Here is a 15297-nt window from a genome sequence, read left to right on the forward strand (position 1 = left end):
CATGCCCAATCTTGTCGTTTTTAGTGGATCTGCGCATCCACAATTCGCTCAAAAAGTCGTAAGTCACTTACACATTCCTCTAGGCGCTGCCTCTGTAGGTCAGTTCTCTGACGGTGAAATTGCTGTCGAGATTACTGAGAACGTTCGTGGTAAAGACGTATTTATCGTACAACCTACTTGTGCCCCAACTAATGATAACCTGATGGAAATCTTGGTGATGGCTGATGCTTTGCGTCGTGCAAGTGCGGGTCGTATTACTGCCGTGATTCCTTATTTTGGTTATGCTCGTCAAGACCGTCGTCCACGTTCAGCACGTGTTCCAATCACTGCAAAAGTTGTAGCAGACATGCTCACTACTGTAGGCGTTGACCGTGTGGTGATGATCGACTTGCATGCTGACCAGATCCAAGGCTTCTTCGATATCCCTGTAGACAACATCTACGGTACACCAGCGCTACTTGCTGACTTGCGTCAACAATCGCATCACAATCTGATGGTGGTTTCACCTGACGTAGGTGGTGTAGTGCGTGCACGTGCTGTTGCGAAACAAATGGGCGATATCGATCTTGCAATCATCGATAAGCGTCGTCAAAAAGCGAATGAATCACAAGTGATGCATTTGATTGGCGATGTAAAAGATCGTGATTGTGTCATTGTTGATGACATGGTAGATACTGCTGGTACGCTATGCAAAGCTGCTGATGCATTGAAAACTTTCGGTGCTCGCAAGGTTGTTGCGTATGCAACGCATCCAGTACTTTCTGGTAAAGCGATTGAAAACTTAAAGAATTCTGTGATTGATGAACTGGTTGTGACTGATACCATTCCTCTTTCTGATGAAGCTTTAGCACTGGGCAAGATTCGCCAGGTTTCAGTAGCCAGTATGGTTGCCGAAACGATTCGTCGTATTAACAACGAAGAATCTATTAGCGCAATGTTCGATTCTTATCTATAATAGAGCGCTGAATTTTCAAAGCCCTGCCATTTGGTAGGGCTTTTACTCACCAGACTGGTCGCAAGTCTGGTTCATTTAACTTAAATAGGATGTCTATCATGGCAAACTTCGTATTAAACGCAGCAGCACGTGAAGAAGCAGTTCAAGGGAAAGGTGCGAGCCGCCGCCTTCGTCTTCAAGCTAAAGTTCCTGCAATCATCTACGGTGGTGAAGCTGCTCCTGTAGCAATTACTGTTGAGCTTCGTCAGCTTGTTAAATTCTTAGAAAACAATTCATTCTTTGAAGAAGTTATCGAAATTGATGTAGACGGTAAAGTTGAAAGCGTTAAAATCCAAGCGTTACAACGTCACCCAGCTAAAAACACACCTATGCACGCTGACTTCAAACGCGCATAAGTGTTAATGGTGTAATTAGTGTCAAATATTTCACTGATTGTTGGTTTGGGTAACCCAGGTTCTGAGTATGCCCAAACCCGCCATAATGCAGGCTTCTGGTTCGTAGAACGCCTTGCAGAGCAATATGGCATTACCCTCAAAAAAGACCCAAAATTCAACGGATTTAGCGGTCGTGGCAATATCGAAGGTCAAGACGTCCGTCTTCTTCTACCGACAACCTTTATGAACCTTTCCGGTAAAAGTGTTGTTCCTTTCGCCAAATTTTACAATATCGCACCTGAATCGATCCTGATTGCCCATGATGAACTGGACATGAATCCTGGTGTCATTCGCCTGAAAACTGGCGGTGGTCACGGTGGTCATAATGGTCTACGCGATATCGTTCCGCATATTGGTTCAAACTTCCATCGCCTGCGTATTGGAATTGGTCATCCTGGTGCCAAAGACCGTGTTTCCGGTCATGTACTCAGTAAAGCACCAAGCAGCGAACAGAATTTAATGGATGATGCAATTTCTCATGCCCTCGCCCGCACAAAAATGCTGGTGAATGGTGAAGTACAGCAAGCCATGAATCAAATCAACGCATATAAGCCGAACTAAACATTCAAAAATTGCTGGACAATTCCGCTTGCCAGAAAGTTTATTTAAGCGCAAAATGCGTTTGCTCGATTGTTCACCATACAGCAAGCAAGATTGATTTAACCAAATGATCAAACTCTTAGGTCAACTCAGGGGACGCTAGCCATGCTATCTCGTTTATTAAAATGCAAAATTCACCGCGCTCACGTTACACATGCAGAACTACACTATGAAGGTTCATGTGCAATTGATGGCGTTTTGATGGATTTGGCTGGCATTCGTGAATACGAAGAAATTCATGTGTGGAACGTGACCAATGGTAAACGTTTTGCAACTTATGCAATTCGTGGCGAAGACAATTCAGGTATCATCTCAGTCAATGGTGGCGCTGCGCATCAGGCCGATGTAGGCGATATCGTGATTATTGCAACCTTTGGCGATTTCACTGAAGCTGAAGCGAATGCCCATCAGCCTCGCTTGGTTTATGCTACCCCAAACAATACAGTCAGCCACACTGCCAACTGTATTCCGGTACAAGTCGCATAAGCTGATCAGACCAGATACCCAAAAGCTCGCACATTGCGGGCTTTTTTAATACCCGAATATTGACCTATTTAACTGCCCTCTCGCCAGCTTTTAGAGCTTTCACAGTTTAAGGGTTTTAATTGTTGATCCAGCAAATCAAATAACAAGGCCTTGCCATTTTCCTTCACTTTCAGCTCTGCAAATTTGGCGTTACGATAACAAGGCTCCAGACCCTCGGGGAACATGAAACTGTTAGCAGCAGGATACAAAGCCTCAAAAGTATTGCGTGGGTTTTTCAGCATTAATCGGGCTACACGTTCCGATTGATTGAGTGCACTTCGATCAAAACTGGTTTTAATAACTCTGCGCTGCTGATCCAGCTGCACATAACTCATTACATGTGATTGATTTTTAAAATCTTCAATCTTTATGTCAGAAACAGGCTGTTCGGAACCATTCCCCGCTGCCACTGCGCTAAAATGCAGATCATAGTTCAGTACCATATAATCCCCTTGCAGGATCGAACGCGGATCGACTGGTGCCAACTCGACAAAGATACTGTCGCTTTTGGCCAGATGCCATTCATGCTGGACAATTAAACCTACGAATAAAGCAATACTAAAAATACTAAGATGCAGTGCCATAAACTTTTTCATCATGAGACCACTCCTGCTTTCAGCTGGAACTTCGGTGAACTCAACACATAAGCCAAAAGCAACACCAGCACACCTGAGGCAAAAATACTGACACTTTTAAATAAAAAACTTAGTCCCAGATTGTAATACAGCAGCCATAACCAGAAGATCAGTAGCAAAATGGTCAAGGCTTGCATCAATCGTTGTTGATTCACCATGGCCCAAGCCATAAACACTAAAATGATAAAAATTTCAAAGTAACCCAATGCAATCAGCAGAATTCCCGCAGCAGGAATGAGCCAGAGTTGAATTCGTGAAAATTGCTTGAGATGAATCCCGACAAAACTCAATAGCCAGAAAGCTGGCAAAATATAGAAAATAATGGCTTCATCTATACCGCGTGGCTGCAATTGCTGAGCCACACCAAATTGCAGTAAACATTGAAAAATAGCCGTCACCACCAAAATACTAATCATCCATAAATTCATGCTTTTGGCATAAGCTGAAGCGAGCCAGTATCTCGCAGTAAGCAAAGCTCCTGTCAGAATGCTGTAATTCAGCAGCATGATCCACGTCAGCAGGCGCTGATCCTGAAAAAATGCATGTTGGTCGACCAGAACTGCAATTCCCAGTATATGTGCAAGTAACAACTGCAACAGCACCACCAGCCAATGCATACGACTCATGATAGTCAGCAGCGTAATGCCGACTTGTATCAGCCAGATTAGCAATAGACTCTCTGTGAGTAATTGAGTATGAATCAATACCGCGGCCTGACCGCAAACCCATAAACAATAAGCCAATTGCCGCAGAAAAACTGAGGGCTTGCTACGAATCAACCACCAGGCGACTGCGATAAAAATGATTCCCATCAGAATCGAAAAACTTTTCCAATAGGTCAGCAACAGCATGGCCAAGATCACACCAGCAATCCACGCGCCCAGAGCCAATGGAATGACCGAAAACCGGCTCTTGGGCAACAGCTTGATCAGCAGACCTGTAATAGCTGCGAACCAGCTGAATATCAGCAAAGCTAGTATCAATAAGCCAGCGGCAGAATCATGTAAATATTGCTGAGTGAGATCAAAAATGAGAACACTAAAACTCAGGGCCAGTCCTGCAACAAGCAAACTGGTTTCAAGCTGTTGCTTTCGGGTATAGAAATAAACACTGAATAAAATAGGCAGAACCAGCAACGAAGCCAAATACCAGATCGAATCCGAGTCGATAAACCGGAACATACTTACTACTGAAATAAGCACCACGACAGCGATAAACAGATAGCGCAAAACCGGATAATAACGTAAGGCATAGATCATACTTAGCCCGGTCAACAGATTCAGACCGAGCAGATAAAGAGTTTCAGCACGCACCAGCCAAAAGCTTTGTTTAAAATAAAAATAGAGTGCTAACTGGCTGACCACACAAAATAATGCAAAGATCCCAATATTCGGCCGATACAGCCAAGGCAGCAACAGCAAAGCCCAAAGCAGAAATAACTGATAACTGTCAGCACCAGTCTGATAAATCTGTCCAATCACGGCCAGACTTAAGCCCAGCATTAGACCCGATACAGTATCCAGACTTTGTCTTAACTTTTCCCGCGCAGTGAAACGCACACTCAGCAATGCTGAACCCAGCAATAAAATTTGAGGAATAAACAGCTGGACAAATTTGGGCAACATCCACCAGTTTGCTGCCAGCAGATACACGATACTGACAGCGATCAGCGCCAGCCCAATGATTTGAAGAATTTGAATCACAGCAGGTTGAATAAATAACAGCGGGGAAAATGGACGATCTGGCGATGGTACTGTTCTGGACATACTGATCTGTTCAATTTTTATTTGATTTCACCTTAGCATGATTTTTGCAGGATATGCCAGGCAGGAACAGTTCAAGTATGCTGTACATTTTTAAATCAGGATTTGATAAATTCCGTACCCTGCAATCATGAGCAGAATCATGCCGCACAATGCCAGCAAATGTGGATAGAGTCGAGAATGGGATAAGTGGTTGAAACCCAAATACACCACAGACAAAGTCAGAAAATCCAGGAGAATCCAGCTCAAAGTCAAAATAATTAAACTTAAATCAAGATCAGGAGTAATCCCGATAAACTGCGGGAAAAAAGCCGCAAAGAAAATAATGTCCTTCGGATTAGAAATACCAACCAAAAAACCTTGTCGAAAACCACCATGCACAGGAACTAGATTCTCCTGAGCTTTCTCCTGCTGCTTAAAAATAACTTCACGGAAAATCTGCCAGCCCAGATAGCCAATATATAAACAGCCCAGCAGCTTGATCGCATCCAGCCATTGCGCATTAATGACCAACAAACCTTTTAGACTCAATACCGATAAGGCAATTAACACCAGAGAGGCGAAATTGGTACCAAAAATGGTTCTTAAAGCCGCCGCATAACCACCTTTTAAACCGGCACTGGCCACCAGCAACATCACTGGGCCAGGTGTAGCGATCATCACCACAACAGCCAGACAATATAAAAAATATTCACTAATATTCATGCCACCCCTCAGCTATTGTTATTTTTATGCATAAAAAAAGAGGACTTAGTCCTCCTCTTGTATATGAATCAGATGCTGACTGATACCGTCTGCCCGCAGAAAAGCCAGATCATAACTGGCAGTAGCCAAGGCCAAGATCCGGCGCTCAAACTCATCCCACAACGGACGCACCTGCTTATAATGGATGGCCAAACCACTATCGTCGGTAAAATGCCGATTTTTTTCACACAGCTTTAAAGCATGATACAGCTTGCGCCCTTTGGAAGCATCATCACGCAAGCGCACCCGTTTCGACAGCACAAAGGCCTGCACTTTGACAAGATCGGCATGCGGTAACAATGGCACCAGAATCTGATCCAGCTGTGCATCCAGTCGCTGCCACACAGCTCCATGCTGCTCAGCACTATACGTATTCCAGTGAATCACTTCATGATTAAAACGGCGACAACCACGACATACCGCATCACCAAATACGGTCGAGCAACGCCCTGCACATGGGGTTAAAGACGCAATACGACGATCTGAACTCAAAACACACTCCAAAGATACTGCAACTTTCAGTATCTGCATCACTGCACAAAATCCTGGGCCGGGCATGACTATACACGCTCTCTCCCATGAATTGAAGCCTGTTAAAAGACTTGCGTTTTACTCGCTTATTCACTCGAATCAAGCTAAAATATGCGCCTTTCAAATTATCATGCTACGTTGGAGTATTCCATGAACGCTACTGTAGAACAGCTTGCACCTGTAGAACAGCAAGCGACGACTGGTTGGGTTGTTGCCGCACTTTATCAATTCAAAGAAGTTCAAGATCCTGCCGATCTTCAGCAACGTCTTCTGGACCTGGTAAAATCCATCAACCTTTGCGGTACTCTAATTGTGGCAGGTGAAGGCATTAACGGTACGGTTGCAGGCGACCGTGCATCGATTGATCAAATTCACCAGTTCCTTCTGAATGAAGGTTTTAACGAAATGGAATACAAAGAATCTGACAGTTCTGAAAAACCATTCCGTAAAATGAAAATTAAATTAAAAAAAGAAATCGTGACTTTAGGCGTGGAAGTGAAACCGCGTGATTTAGTCGGTCACTATCTTGATCCAAAAGAATGGAACGAACTGATTGCACGTGATGACGTGATTCTGGTTGATACCCGTAACGATTACGAATACAAAGCAGGTACGTTCAAAGGCGCGATTGATCCGAAAACTGAAAGCTTCCGCGAATTCCCTGAATACGTGAAAAATAATCTGGAACAGCACAAAGACAAGAAAATTGCCATGTTCTGTACTGGCGGTATTCGTTGTGAAAAATCCACTTCACTTCTTCTACAAGAAGGTTTTACCGAAGTGTATCACCTGAAAGGCGGCATTCTAAAATACCTGGAAGAAACCCCGGCTGAAGAAAGCATGTGGGAAGGTGAATGCTTCGTGTTTGATGGTCGTACTGCCGTAACGCACGGTGTTGAAGAAGGCCAAAATACCAAGTGTCATGCGTGTGGCTGGCCTTTACTTCCAGAAGAAGTTGCCCTCCCAAGTTATGAACATGGTGTCTCTTGTGTGTACTGTATTGACAAAACCACCGAGAAACAAAAAGAAGGTTTCCGTATGCGTCAATCACAAATTTTAGCAGCAAAACGCAAACGCCTCTAATTTGGCCTTTTGTAATGAAATATATAAAAACCCTCCTCGGAGTAATGCCAGTCAGTTAAGAAATTGACTGGCATTTTCTTGGGTATTTCTGCGGTTTTCCTTTCACAACTCGTGGGCAACTTCTAACCCTTCTCTCAGGCAAAACATACCTCCTCGATTTCTCCAGTAAACTTTCTAGATGTTTAGGTAAATTCCCTGCGGAGTCTAAAGAATCAAATCTTAATATATTCAGGATGCTGATAGAGGCAATATGAAAGCTGATTCTCAAAGGACTGACTTTTGCACGTTGAGCCATATGTTTCATTTGTCTTCTTAGAATATTATAGGCAATGAAGACCCCCCATAATTCTTGATAAATTAAATCAGGTTGCTTGCTCCTCAAATGCTTACCTTCCTGTAAATCACTTTTGATTTCTCGGTAACACATTTCTATTTCCCAGCGCTGGGCATAAAGCTTCGCCAAGCCTATCAGTGGATATGCCTTTGAATCCATTAATGAAGTGATATAACGTCTAATTTTCCCTGCCTGCTCAACTTCAATCAAACGCGCTTCCCAATATTCTCCTAATGATGGATTTAGCTTCCTGGCTCTAGCTGAAAGAGGCATTTTGATTTGAAAGTCATGCGGGGAATTACGTTTAATGATCTCATAGCGTAAATTATCTTTTGCTCTCATTAACCAATGACTGGCTTCTACTCGTGTTTGCCAGTCAATCAAGAAATCAGCAGAGAAATAGGCTCGATCAAACAAGGTAATACTATGCGATGGAGGACATAATCGATTTGCCAGTGTAAGTTCACCCTGATCCATGCTACCTATTTGGGCATCAATGATTTCATGGGTGCTGGTATTTACCAGGCAGGTTGCTCTCACTTGTGGATAAGGGGCTGCAGCGGTTTTACCCTTAGATGAGCCAAAGTGTTCAAAATTCTCGTCTGTATAAGGCATAGACCAAACCACCCCGTCAACAGCACATACACTAAGGCCATGAAAGTTTGAGTATTGCTGTTGGGATTCTTCAAACCAGGCTTGGCTGAGTAGAGAAAACAAGGTATTCAAGGGCTCTCGTCCTAAACGTTGTCGTGCTTGCACTGCTGCACTGGGGACACAATATTCTGTTGTACCAAACACAAGTTTTAGTTGCTCTACGACATACCCGATCGGTTGATCTCGAAATAGGGCAAGCCCAATTACCAGCCATACCACATGTTCGGCAGGTAATTTTCTTCTCCTGATAGAAGCCTTACCTGTTTGATGTAGGCTTTCTTTAATCCAGTTTAAATCAATGAGTTCACTGAAATGGCTGAGTGAAGGCAAAGAATGTTGAAGGGTGCAATCTAAATTTTCAGATAAAGTCATAAAAAAAATGAGCGTATTGGCATACACTCATTTTTACTACATTTTTCTAATGTCTGCTTAACTGACTGGCATTACTCCTCGGAGGGTTTTTTGTTTACATAAAAATCACAACAGCAATAAAACTCTTACCAATTACTTACCAAGAACCTCATTTTTTTTCAAACAAGATTGTTAGTCTAATGATACGGTGATTTATAAGCTAAGTCTTTCATTATTAACTGAAATTTTTAAGTGAAAAGGAATATAAAATGGCAGGCTCACTTGCTCGAGATTCAGACAACCTGGTTCAATTTCAACCTAAAGAAAATATAAAATTGCAACGGCTTCATCAAATTTCTGAAGAGCTTGAACAGCAGTCACATCTGTTCGTCGTTATCTTGGGAACCGTCATTGGGGCCATTTTGGCACTGTTCATTGGTTACCATATCAATACCAGCATCATGCATTTTATCCTGCTGAGTATTTTGCCGATCTGCTTGGCCTATTTCTTACGTAAAGTTTATATTTATACCCTGACGCATAGCTGATTCTGCCTGATCATTTATATTCCAAGACTTTACCGCACAAAAAATACTGCTTAGGATACAGGCAGTATTTTTTATTTTGCCAATCATATGAATCTGACCGAATGGATTATTTCCGTCATGGAGCAACTGGGCTACTGGGGCATTGCCCTGCTCATGTTCCTGGATAATGTCTTCCCGCCAATCCCTTCCGAAATTATTATGCCTTCCGCGGGCTATTCAGCCTCTCAGGGCGAGTTAATACTCGTCGGGGTGATCATGTCCGGTTGTATCGGCTCCCTGCTGGCAGCCGCCTTACTGTACTGGATTGGCTATAAATTTAACCATGATTCTATTTTTAAATTTGTCGATCGTTATGGTAAATATTTATTTATTAAATCAGAGGATGTGAAAAAATCACTGAGCTGGTTTGAGCATTATGGTCACCGCATTGTGTTCTTTGGTCGCATGATTCCTGCGGTTCGCTCGCTGATCAGCATTCCTGCCGGCATGAGTCATATGCCCTTCTGGAAATTTATGTTCTATAGCACACTTGGAACCATCATCTGGACTACGTTTCTGGCTTGTGTCGGATTTTATTTTGGCGAAAACCAGCAGTTGATGCAGCAAATTTTTAGTAAAGTCAGTTATGTGATTATTGCCATTGTTGCGGTAATTATTATCTGGATTTTCTACCGTAGACAGCAGCGTAAAAATCGTCCATCCTGAGGAAGATCCCTTAAGGAGATTAAAACGATGTCGCATTATCTTAAATATTTTGCCACCGTTTATCTGACCTTGGTTCTATTGGTAGGCATACTCATCTATGTATTCAATCTGGGTGCCATTCTGCTGATTCCTGCCCTGATTGCTTCCGCCTTTCTCAGTGCCCGATACTTTGTTAAGAAAGAACTTCGTTTGCCGACTCAGGAAGAGAAAAGCAAACTGGTCTGGGGCTCCACCATCATTGCCATGACATTCGGGTTTATCTTTTTAGTTGTGGTCATCTGGATGAACCCGCAGACAGATGAAATTTATAGAACCATCACCTATACAGGAAGAGGAACAAATTCATTTCTGGTGGCTGCCAGCATTGCCTTACATGCTTTGCTGTTCCATATCGCCTACAATGCTTATGCGCGCTACAGTCTGGCGAAGCGTACAGGCATGGAAAGAAAATAGGATCGAGTAAATCTCAAAGATGCAAAAAGGCCAAAGCTAAAAAAAGCACCCTGCGGTGCTTTTTTTATGAATTATTCTGGAGTGTGATACATCAGATACAATTCATTTAAGTTTTCTGGAATTTCTTCTGCAAGCTCGTCCATTAACTGACCATTGCGACGGAAAGTTTCCATTTGTGGATCTTCATCATCGATGCCACTGAAGACCATGATTGGCAGGGTTAAATCCACCAGTTGTTCTTCAAATTCTTCAGTAAACCAAGCGTCTTCGTTCAGGAACATGGCATCTACAAAGCCCACACTCCAGTCACCCAGGCTTGATTCAGTATCTGCTTCTTCAATTTCAAACGGGAACGTAATCCCTTCTTCATTGGCTAAGCTTTGACGAATAGACTCTAACCATGCTTGCACCTGAGTGATGATTTCTGCAGGCACTTTCTTTTGATTACTATCAAAAAGTTCGTCTAACCATTTGTCGAATTTTGGGCCTACTGCAATAGCACATAAGAAACCATGGGTTGCCGCGAAATCTAGACCATGTTCATTTTGGTCACCATCTAGATATTCACTCAACAGGTCTAAATCTAAAGCACTCATCTAACATCCAAACTTAGAAAACCGAAAGGTTTAGCATAGCATTTATTCAGACTATGCTAAATCCGAATTCGTTAATCTTCGTCATCAAAATCGTCGTCATCGTCGAAGTCATAGTCAAAATCTTTGAGTTCGCGCTCTAAACGACGTTGGGTCAGTAGATCATCGATCAGACGACGTTTTTCCAACGACTCTTTAGCACTGAGCTTGCTAGAAGCCTCATCGAAATTAACATCATCTTCACCGAAGTTATCATCTAGTTCAAAATCTGTAGAAGACACTAAAACTTCCTCATGAGTGAAAAATGTAAAAGGATTTAAGCGCTATTTATCGTGCCTAAAATAACAAGTCAAGTTTTATTTGGATTTTCGTATTTTTAATTTGTAATTAGGGGTTTTTTCTGTCTCAATTGTGTGCCATGATATAATCCACCCTGCGTCCTTATGTTTTTTGATTCTCCTTTTTTGAGTCATAAACAGACACGCATGGGATGAACTTGAAAACAACAAATTCACCCCCATCTTAAATTACTGAATTTCATTTTAAATATTTTATCAGACAGCTTTCATGCTGAATTCTCTGATGAAATATGTAGGCTATTCACTAAATTTAACGAGCTTAAATCGTGCAGCATTGTACGGTTTTTTACTGCCACAGATTCAACGAAGAGTAAGCAAAAGATGAGCGATATGACTTCCCCTACTTCTCAAGTAGCGGCTCTGATTAGCCGAGGCAAAGAACAAGGTTATTTAACCTTCGCTGAGGTTAACGATCATCTGCCGGACTCCATCACAGAAAGCGAGCAGATTGAAGACATCATTCAGATGCTGAATGACGTTGGTATTCCGGTACATGATCGCGCGCCTGAATCTGATGATACGATGTTCGAAGATACTGCAGAAGCGGCGGATGAAGTTGCAGAAGAAGAAGCTGCAGCCGTACTTGCCTCGGTAGAAAACGAGCCAGGTCGTACCACTGACCCTGTACGTATGTATATGCGTGAGATGGGTACAGTAGAACTTCTGACTCGTGAAGGCGAAATCAGCATCGCAAAACGCATCGAAGAAGGTATTCGTGATGTTTTGCACTCGATTGCTTACTGGCCGAATGCGGTAGAAGTGGTACTGCAAGAATACAAAGATTATGAAGCGGGTGAACGCCGTCTTGCTGACCTTTTATCAGGTTATTTAGATCCTGAATCAGATGAAGAAATTCCTGAAGTTCTAGAAGAAGAAGCGGTTCTTGCTGAAGATGAGACTGACTCGAAAAAATCGACCAAAGATGTAAAACTGGACGATGATGAAGAGGAAGAAGAAGCAGATTCTGATGATGAATCAGAAGCAGATTCTGGTCCAGATCCTGAAATTGCTAAAGCGCGTTTTACTGAACTGGAAAATGCGTGGCTGAATACCAAAGCAACTATTGAAAAACATGGTCGTGACAGCAAACAGGCTGAAGAAGCTTTGCAGGCACTTGCAACTGTATTCATGATGTTCAAATTTACCCCGCGTCTATTTGATATCATTTCTGAAATGATTCGTGGTACCCATGATCAAATTCGTGGTGCAGAACGTGAAGTGATGCGTTATGCAGTACGTCGTGGCCGTATGGATCGCACCCAGTTCCGTACCAGCTTCCCGGGCCAGGAATCGAATCCAGCCTGGTTAGACGAGCAGATTGCGAAAACACCTGCAGACCAGAAAGCTTATCTGGAAAAAGTACGTCCAGACGTATTGGCCTTCCAGCAAAAAATTGCCGATATCGAGAAAGAGCTTGGCCTTGATGTAAAAGGCATTAAAGACATTGCCAAACGTATGGCCGTCGGTGAAGCCAAAGCACGTCGTGCCAAGAAAGAAATGGTTGAAGCGAACTTGCGTCTGGTAATTTCGATTGCGAAGAAATATACCAACCGTGGCTTGCAATTCCTGGATCTGATTCAGGAAGGTAACATCGGTCTGATGAAAGCCGTAGACAAGTTTGAATACCGTCGTGGTTATAAATTCTCGACTTATGCGACTTGGTGGATTCGTCAGGCAATCACACGTTCGATTGCGGATCAGGCACGTACCATTCGTATTCCGGTACACATGATTGAAACGATCAACAAGATAAACCGTGTATCTCGTCAGCTTCTACAGGAAATGGGGCGTGAACCGACGCCTGAAGAACTGGGCGAACGTCTGGAAATGGACGAAGTTAAAGTACGTAAAGTACTGAAAATCGCCAAAGAACCAATTTCGATGGAAACACCGATCGGTGATGATGAAGATTCACATCTGGGTGACTTCATTGAAGACAGCAACATCACTTCACCAATTGATGCGGCAACGTCTGAAGGCCTGAAAGAAGCGACACGTGAAGTTCTGGAAAACCTGACTGAACGTGAAGCCAAAGTCCTAAAAATGCGTTTTGGTATCGATATGCCGACCGACCATACTTTGGAAGAGGTGGGCAAACAGTTTGACGTAACACGTGAACGTATTCGTCAGATTGAAGCGAAAGCGCTGCGTAAACTTCGCCATCCATCGCGTTCAGAACACTTACGTTCATTCCTTGAGAATGATTAAGATTTGATGCTTATTCTGGAGACTTGAAATTTGATCATCAGTCTCCATTTAAGTAGCCAAGACAAACCCAAACGCCTGCATGATTGCAGGCGTTTCAAATCAGGGGGACTACCATGTTAGACCGTACACCATCTCGTGAACTTCAAGAACATCTTTGGGTTTTCCCTATGGATTATCCGATTAAACTGATTGGCCTTGCGGGCGATGAATTGCGTCATGCTGTCATCGACATTTTTCTGAAACATTTTCCAGATTTTGAAGGTGATAGCGTCAGTATTACGCCATCACGTACTGGAAAATACCATTCCATTACCGCACAACTGCGCTTTTTGGAACTGGAACAGGTTCATGCAGTATATGCAGATTTGGCCGCTTGCCCGCTAATTAAAACAGCACTCTAATCGAAAATACAAAAGACACGCTTCCGGGCGTGTTTTTTTTATGCCTGTACAATGACTGAGCTAGCGCTTAAATATTGCAGATCTCGCCCCTATTTCATGCCGAAGCCATTATAATTATGATCAGTTTTTTATAATTACTAAGGACACTCCCTGTGACTGATGTGCTGCAAAAGCCCGAGCTGATCATTCGTCAATATCACGACCTCACACCTTATGAAGATCGTTTTCTGGAAATGAAAACATTTACGGAAACCCGTGATGAACATAGCCCGGATCAATTGTGGATTTTGCAACATCAGGATGTACTCACTCAAGGTCAGGCAGGAAAACCGGAACATATTCTAATACCGAGCAATATCCCGGTGATTCAGACCGATCGTGGTGGTCAGGTGACCTGGCATGGTCCCGGTCAATTGGTGGCTTACTTCATGTTTGACCTGAATCGTCTGGGCTGGAATGTGCGCACGCTGGTGTCTTATGCTGAAAACCTGATGATTGACTTGCTGAAAAAATATGGCATTGATGCCTATGCCAAACCGGATGCACCCGGGGTATATGTGTCTGAGCGAAAAATTGGCTCACTCGGTTTTAAAATTCGTAAAGGCCGTAGCTACCATGGTCTGTCCTTAAACCTGGATTGTGACCTGAGCGGATTCAACACCATCAATCCTTGTGGCTATGCAGGACTGGAAATGGTACGCATGAGTGACCTGCTCGAACAACCACCCCAGTTTAGCCAGTTGTGCACTGAAATTATTGAAACTTTGCGCCACAGCGGGTACTTTAAGCAAATAACTGTCGAGCAAAGATAAAGCCTTTGCATTTCAACCCCAAATAAATTAGAGTATTTACTCTAAACTAATAATATTGAGATAGGGATCATCACGTGATTGCGACTAAATCCGTAAAACCCGCTTTGCAGCTTGCCTATGTCAAACTCATGATGGATGTGATTGGCCGAGGTCTGGTCATGGCAAGTCAGGTGGATAAAGAAATCAAACAGGAAGTGGCCCATTTTCCAGAAAATTTTACTCTTTCCATGAAAGTCTTTCCGCATGGCCCGGCCTTTGTAGCGCGGGTCACTGAGGACAAACAACTGGAACTGGTTAAAAATCTGGAAAAAGCACCTGATTTGATCATTACCTTTAAACATCTGCACCATGCCTTTTTGGTGTTTTCTTTTCAGGAAAGTACCTCACAGGCTTTTGCCCATGACCGTATGATTGCTGATGGCGATATTTCCAATGCCATTCGCCTCGTTCGCTGCCTGAATAAAATGGAAGCACTGATTTTGCCGAAAATGGTGGCACAACTGGCAGTGAAAGAATATCCAAGCAATCTAAGCCTAAAAGAAAAACTAAGCGAAGCGAGCAGTATTTATCTGAAAATCGCTCAATCCTATTTGAAACGGAGTGTATAAC

The 15297-nt window shown here is 43.0% G+C and carries 19 protein-coding genes; 12 read left to right on the top strand and 7 right to left on the bottom strand.

Annotated elements, in window-relative coordinates; genetic code table 11:
* Position 1: 1 nt before the first annotated feature.
* The 4 genes from I6L24_RS14975 (at position 2) to panD (ending at position 2475) form a co-directional block, all read left to right on the top strand.
* The gene (locus I6L24_RS14975) at positions 2 to 955 is read left to right on the top strand and encodes a ribose-phosphate pyrophosphokinase (protein WP_004280601.1); all 954 of its coding nucleotides are present in this window, start codon (positions 2 to 4) and stop codon (positions 953 to 955) included.
* A 98-nt stretch (positions 956 to 1053) separates the two neighbouring features.
* Positions 1054 to 1350: a 50S ribosomal protein L25 gene (rplY, locus tag I6L24_RS14980; RefSeq protein WP_004645781.1), complete on the top strand. Its 297-nt coding sequence runs from the start codon at positions 1054 to 1056 to the stop codon at positions 1348 to 1350.
* Positions 1351 to 1368: 18 nt separating this feature from the next.
* Positions 1369 to 1950, top strand: coding sequence for an aminoacyl-tRNA hydrolase (gene pth, locus I6L24_RS14985; protein ID WP_004280604.1), 582 nt, complete (start codon positions 1369 to 1371; stop codon positions 1948 to 1950).
* 144 nt (positions 1951 to 2094) lie between these two features.
* Positions 2095 to 2475: an aspartate 1-decarboxylase gene (gene panD, locus I6L24_RS14990; RefSeq protein ID WP_005265888.1), complete on the top strand. Its 381-nt coding sequence runs from the start codon at positions 2095 to 2097 to the stop codon at positions 2473 to 2475.
* 68 nt (positions 2476 to 2543) lie between these two features.
* On the opposite strand, the gene I6L24_RS14995 is transcribed toward panD, so the two are convergent.
* From I6L24_RS14995 to I6L24_RS15010, 4 genes are all read right to left on the bottom strand, one after another.
* The gene (locus tag I6L24_RS14995) at positions 2544 to 3110 is read right to left on the bottom strand and encodes a GDYXXLXY domain-containing protein (RefSeq protein ID WP_004280609.1); all 567 of its coding nucleotides are present in this window, start codon (positions 3108 to 3110) and stop codon (positions 2544 to 2546) included.
* Positions 3110 to 4915 (bottom strand): DUF2157 domain-containing protein, encoded by a 1806-nt coding sequence (locus I6L24_RS15000; protein WP_216986242.1) that lies wholly within the window; start codon positions 4913 to 4915, stop codon positions 3110 to 3112. The genes I6L24_RS14995 and I6L24_RS15000 overlap by 1 nt, the downstream gene beginning before the upstream one ends.
* Positions 4916 to 5005: 90 nt before the next feature.
* Positions 5006 to 5617 carry a LysE family translocator gene (locus I6L24_RS15005; protein ID WP_216986243.1) on the bottom strand — a complete coding sequence of 204 codons (612 nt, stop codon included), beginning with the start codon at positions 5615 to 5617 and terminating at the stop codon, positions 5006 to 5008.
* A 45-nt stretch (positions 5618 to 5662) separates the two neighbouring features.
* Complete coding sequence (locus I6L24_RS15010; RefSeq protein WP_216986636.1) at positions 5663 to 6148, bottom strand: DUF1289 domain-containing protein; 486 nt, start codon at positions 6146 to 6148, stop codon at positions 5663 to 5665.
* Positions 6149 to 6337: 189 nt separating this feature from the next.
* On the opposite strand from I6L24_RS15010, the gene trhO reads away from it, so the two are divergent.
* Positions 6338 to 7270, top strand: coding sequence for an oxygen-dependent tRNA uridine(34) hydroxylase TrhO (gene trhO / locus I6L24_RS15015; protein ID WP_005265894.1), 933 nt, complete (start codon positions 6338 to 6340; stop codon positions 7268 to 7270).
* Positions 7271 to 7325: 55 nt separating this feature from the next.
* Here the strand turns inward: trhO and I6L24_RS15020 are convergent, their stop codons facing one another.
* A complete protein-coding gene (locus I6L24_RS15020; protein WP_005104965.1) occupies positions 7326 to 8630 on the bottom strand; it encodes an IS4 family transposase in 1305 nt (434 codons plus the stop codon).
* Between the two features lie 248 nt (positions 8631 to 8878).
* Here I6L24_RS15020 and I6L24_RS15025 point away from each other — a divergent pair, with 248 nt between their 5' ends.
* The 3 genes from I6L24_RS15025 (at position 8879) to I6L24_RS15035 (ending at position 10315) form a co-directional block, all read left to right on the top strand.
* A complete protein-coding gene (locus I6L24_RS15025; RefSeq protein WP_004280617.1) occupies positions 8879 to 9157 on the top strand; it encodes a hypothetical protein in 279 nt (92 codons plus the stop codon).
* Positions 9158 to 9244: 87 nt separating this feature from the next.
* Positions 9245 to 9862: a DedA family protein gene (locus I6L24_RS15030; RefSeq protein ID WP_004280619.1), complete on the top strand. Its 618-nt coding sequence runs from the start codon at positions 9245 to 9247 to the stop codon at positions 9860 to 9862.
* A gap of 27 nt (positions 9863 to 9889) precedes the next feature.
* The gene (locus I6L24_RS15035) at positions 9890 to 10315 is read left to right on the top strand and encodes an ABZJ_00895 family protein (RefSeq protein WP_004280620.1); all 426 of its coding nucleotides are present in this window, start codon (positions 9890 to 9892) and stop codon (positions 10313 to 10315) included.
* Positions 10316 to 10386: 71 nt separating this feature from the next.
* Here the strand turns inward: I6L24_RS15035 and I6L24_RS15040 are convergent, their stop codons facing one another.
* Together I6L24_RS15040 and I6L24_RS15045 are read right to left on the bottom strand one after the other, a co-directional pair.
* Positions 10387 to 10911 carry a YecA/YgfB family protein gene (locus I6L24_RS15040; RefSeq protein ID WP_004280621.1) on the bottom strand — a complete coding sequence of 175 codons (525 nt, stop codon included), beginning with the start codon at positions 10909 to 10911 and terminating at the stop codon, positions 10387 to 10389.
* Between the two features lie 71 nt (positions 10912 to 10982).
* On the bottom strand, positions 10983 to 11189 hold the full coding sequence (locus tag I6L24_RS15045) for a PA3496 family putative envelope integrity protein (RefSeq protein ID WP_004280622.1): 207 nt from the start codon (positions 11187 to 11189) through the stop codon (positions 10983 to 10985).
* A 351-nt stretch (positions 11190 to 11540) separates the two neighbouring features.
* Here I6L24_RS15045 and rpoD point away from each other — a divergent pair, with 351 nt between their 5' ends.
* The 4 genes from rpoD to I6L24_RS15065 all read left to right on the top strand — a co-directional run bounded on the left by rpoD (position 11541) and on the right by I6L24_RS15065 (position 15296).
* Positions 11541 to 13475 carry an RNA polymerase sigma factor RpoD gene (rpoD, locus tag I6L24_RS15050; RefSeq protein WP_224215688.1) on the top strand — a complete coding sequence of 645 codons (1935 nt, stop codon included), beginning with the start codon at positions 11541 to 11543 and terminating at the stop codon, positions 13473 to 13475.
* Between the two features lie 113 nt (positions 13476 to 13588).
* Positions 13589 to 13876, top strand: a complete 288-nt coding sequence (locus I6L24_RS15055; RefSeq protein WP_004280625.1) for a YbeD family protein — start codon at positions 13589 to 13591, stop codon at positions 13874 to 13876.
* A 152-nt stretch (positions 13877 to 14028) separates the two neighbouring features.
* Complete coding sequence (gene lipB, locus I6L24_RS15060) at positions 14029 to 14688, top strand: lipoyl(octanoyl) transferase LipB (RefSeq protein ID WP_004731898.1); 660 nt, start codon at positions 14029 to 14031, stop codon at positions 14686 to 14688.
* 74 nt (positions 14689 to 14762) lie between these two features.
* On the top strand, positions 14763 to 15296 hold the full coding sequence (locus I6L24_RS15065) for a hypothetical protein (protein ID WP_004280628.1): 534 nt from the start codon (positions 14763 to 14765) through the stop codon (positions 15294 to 15296).
* The last annotated feature ends 1 nt before the right edge of the window (position 15297 follow it).

The organism is Acinetobacter lwoffii, assembly GCF_019048525.1.
Lineage (GTDB): Bacteria > Pseudomonadota > Gammaproteobacteria > Pseudomonadales > Moraxellaceae > Acinetobacter > Acinetobacter lwoffii_K.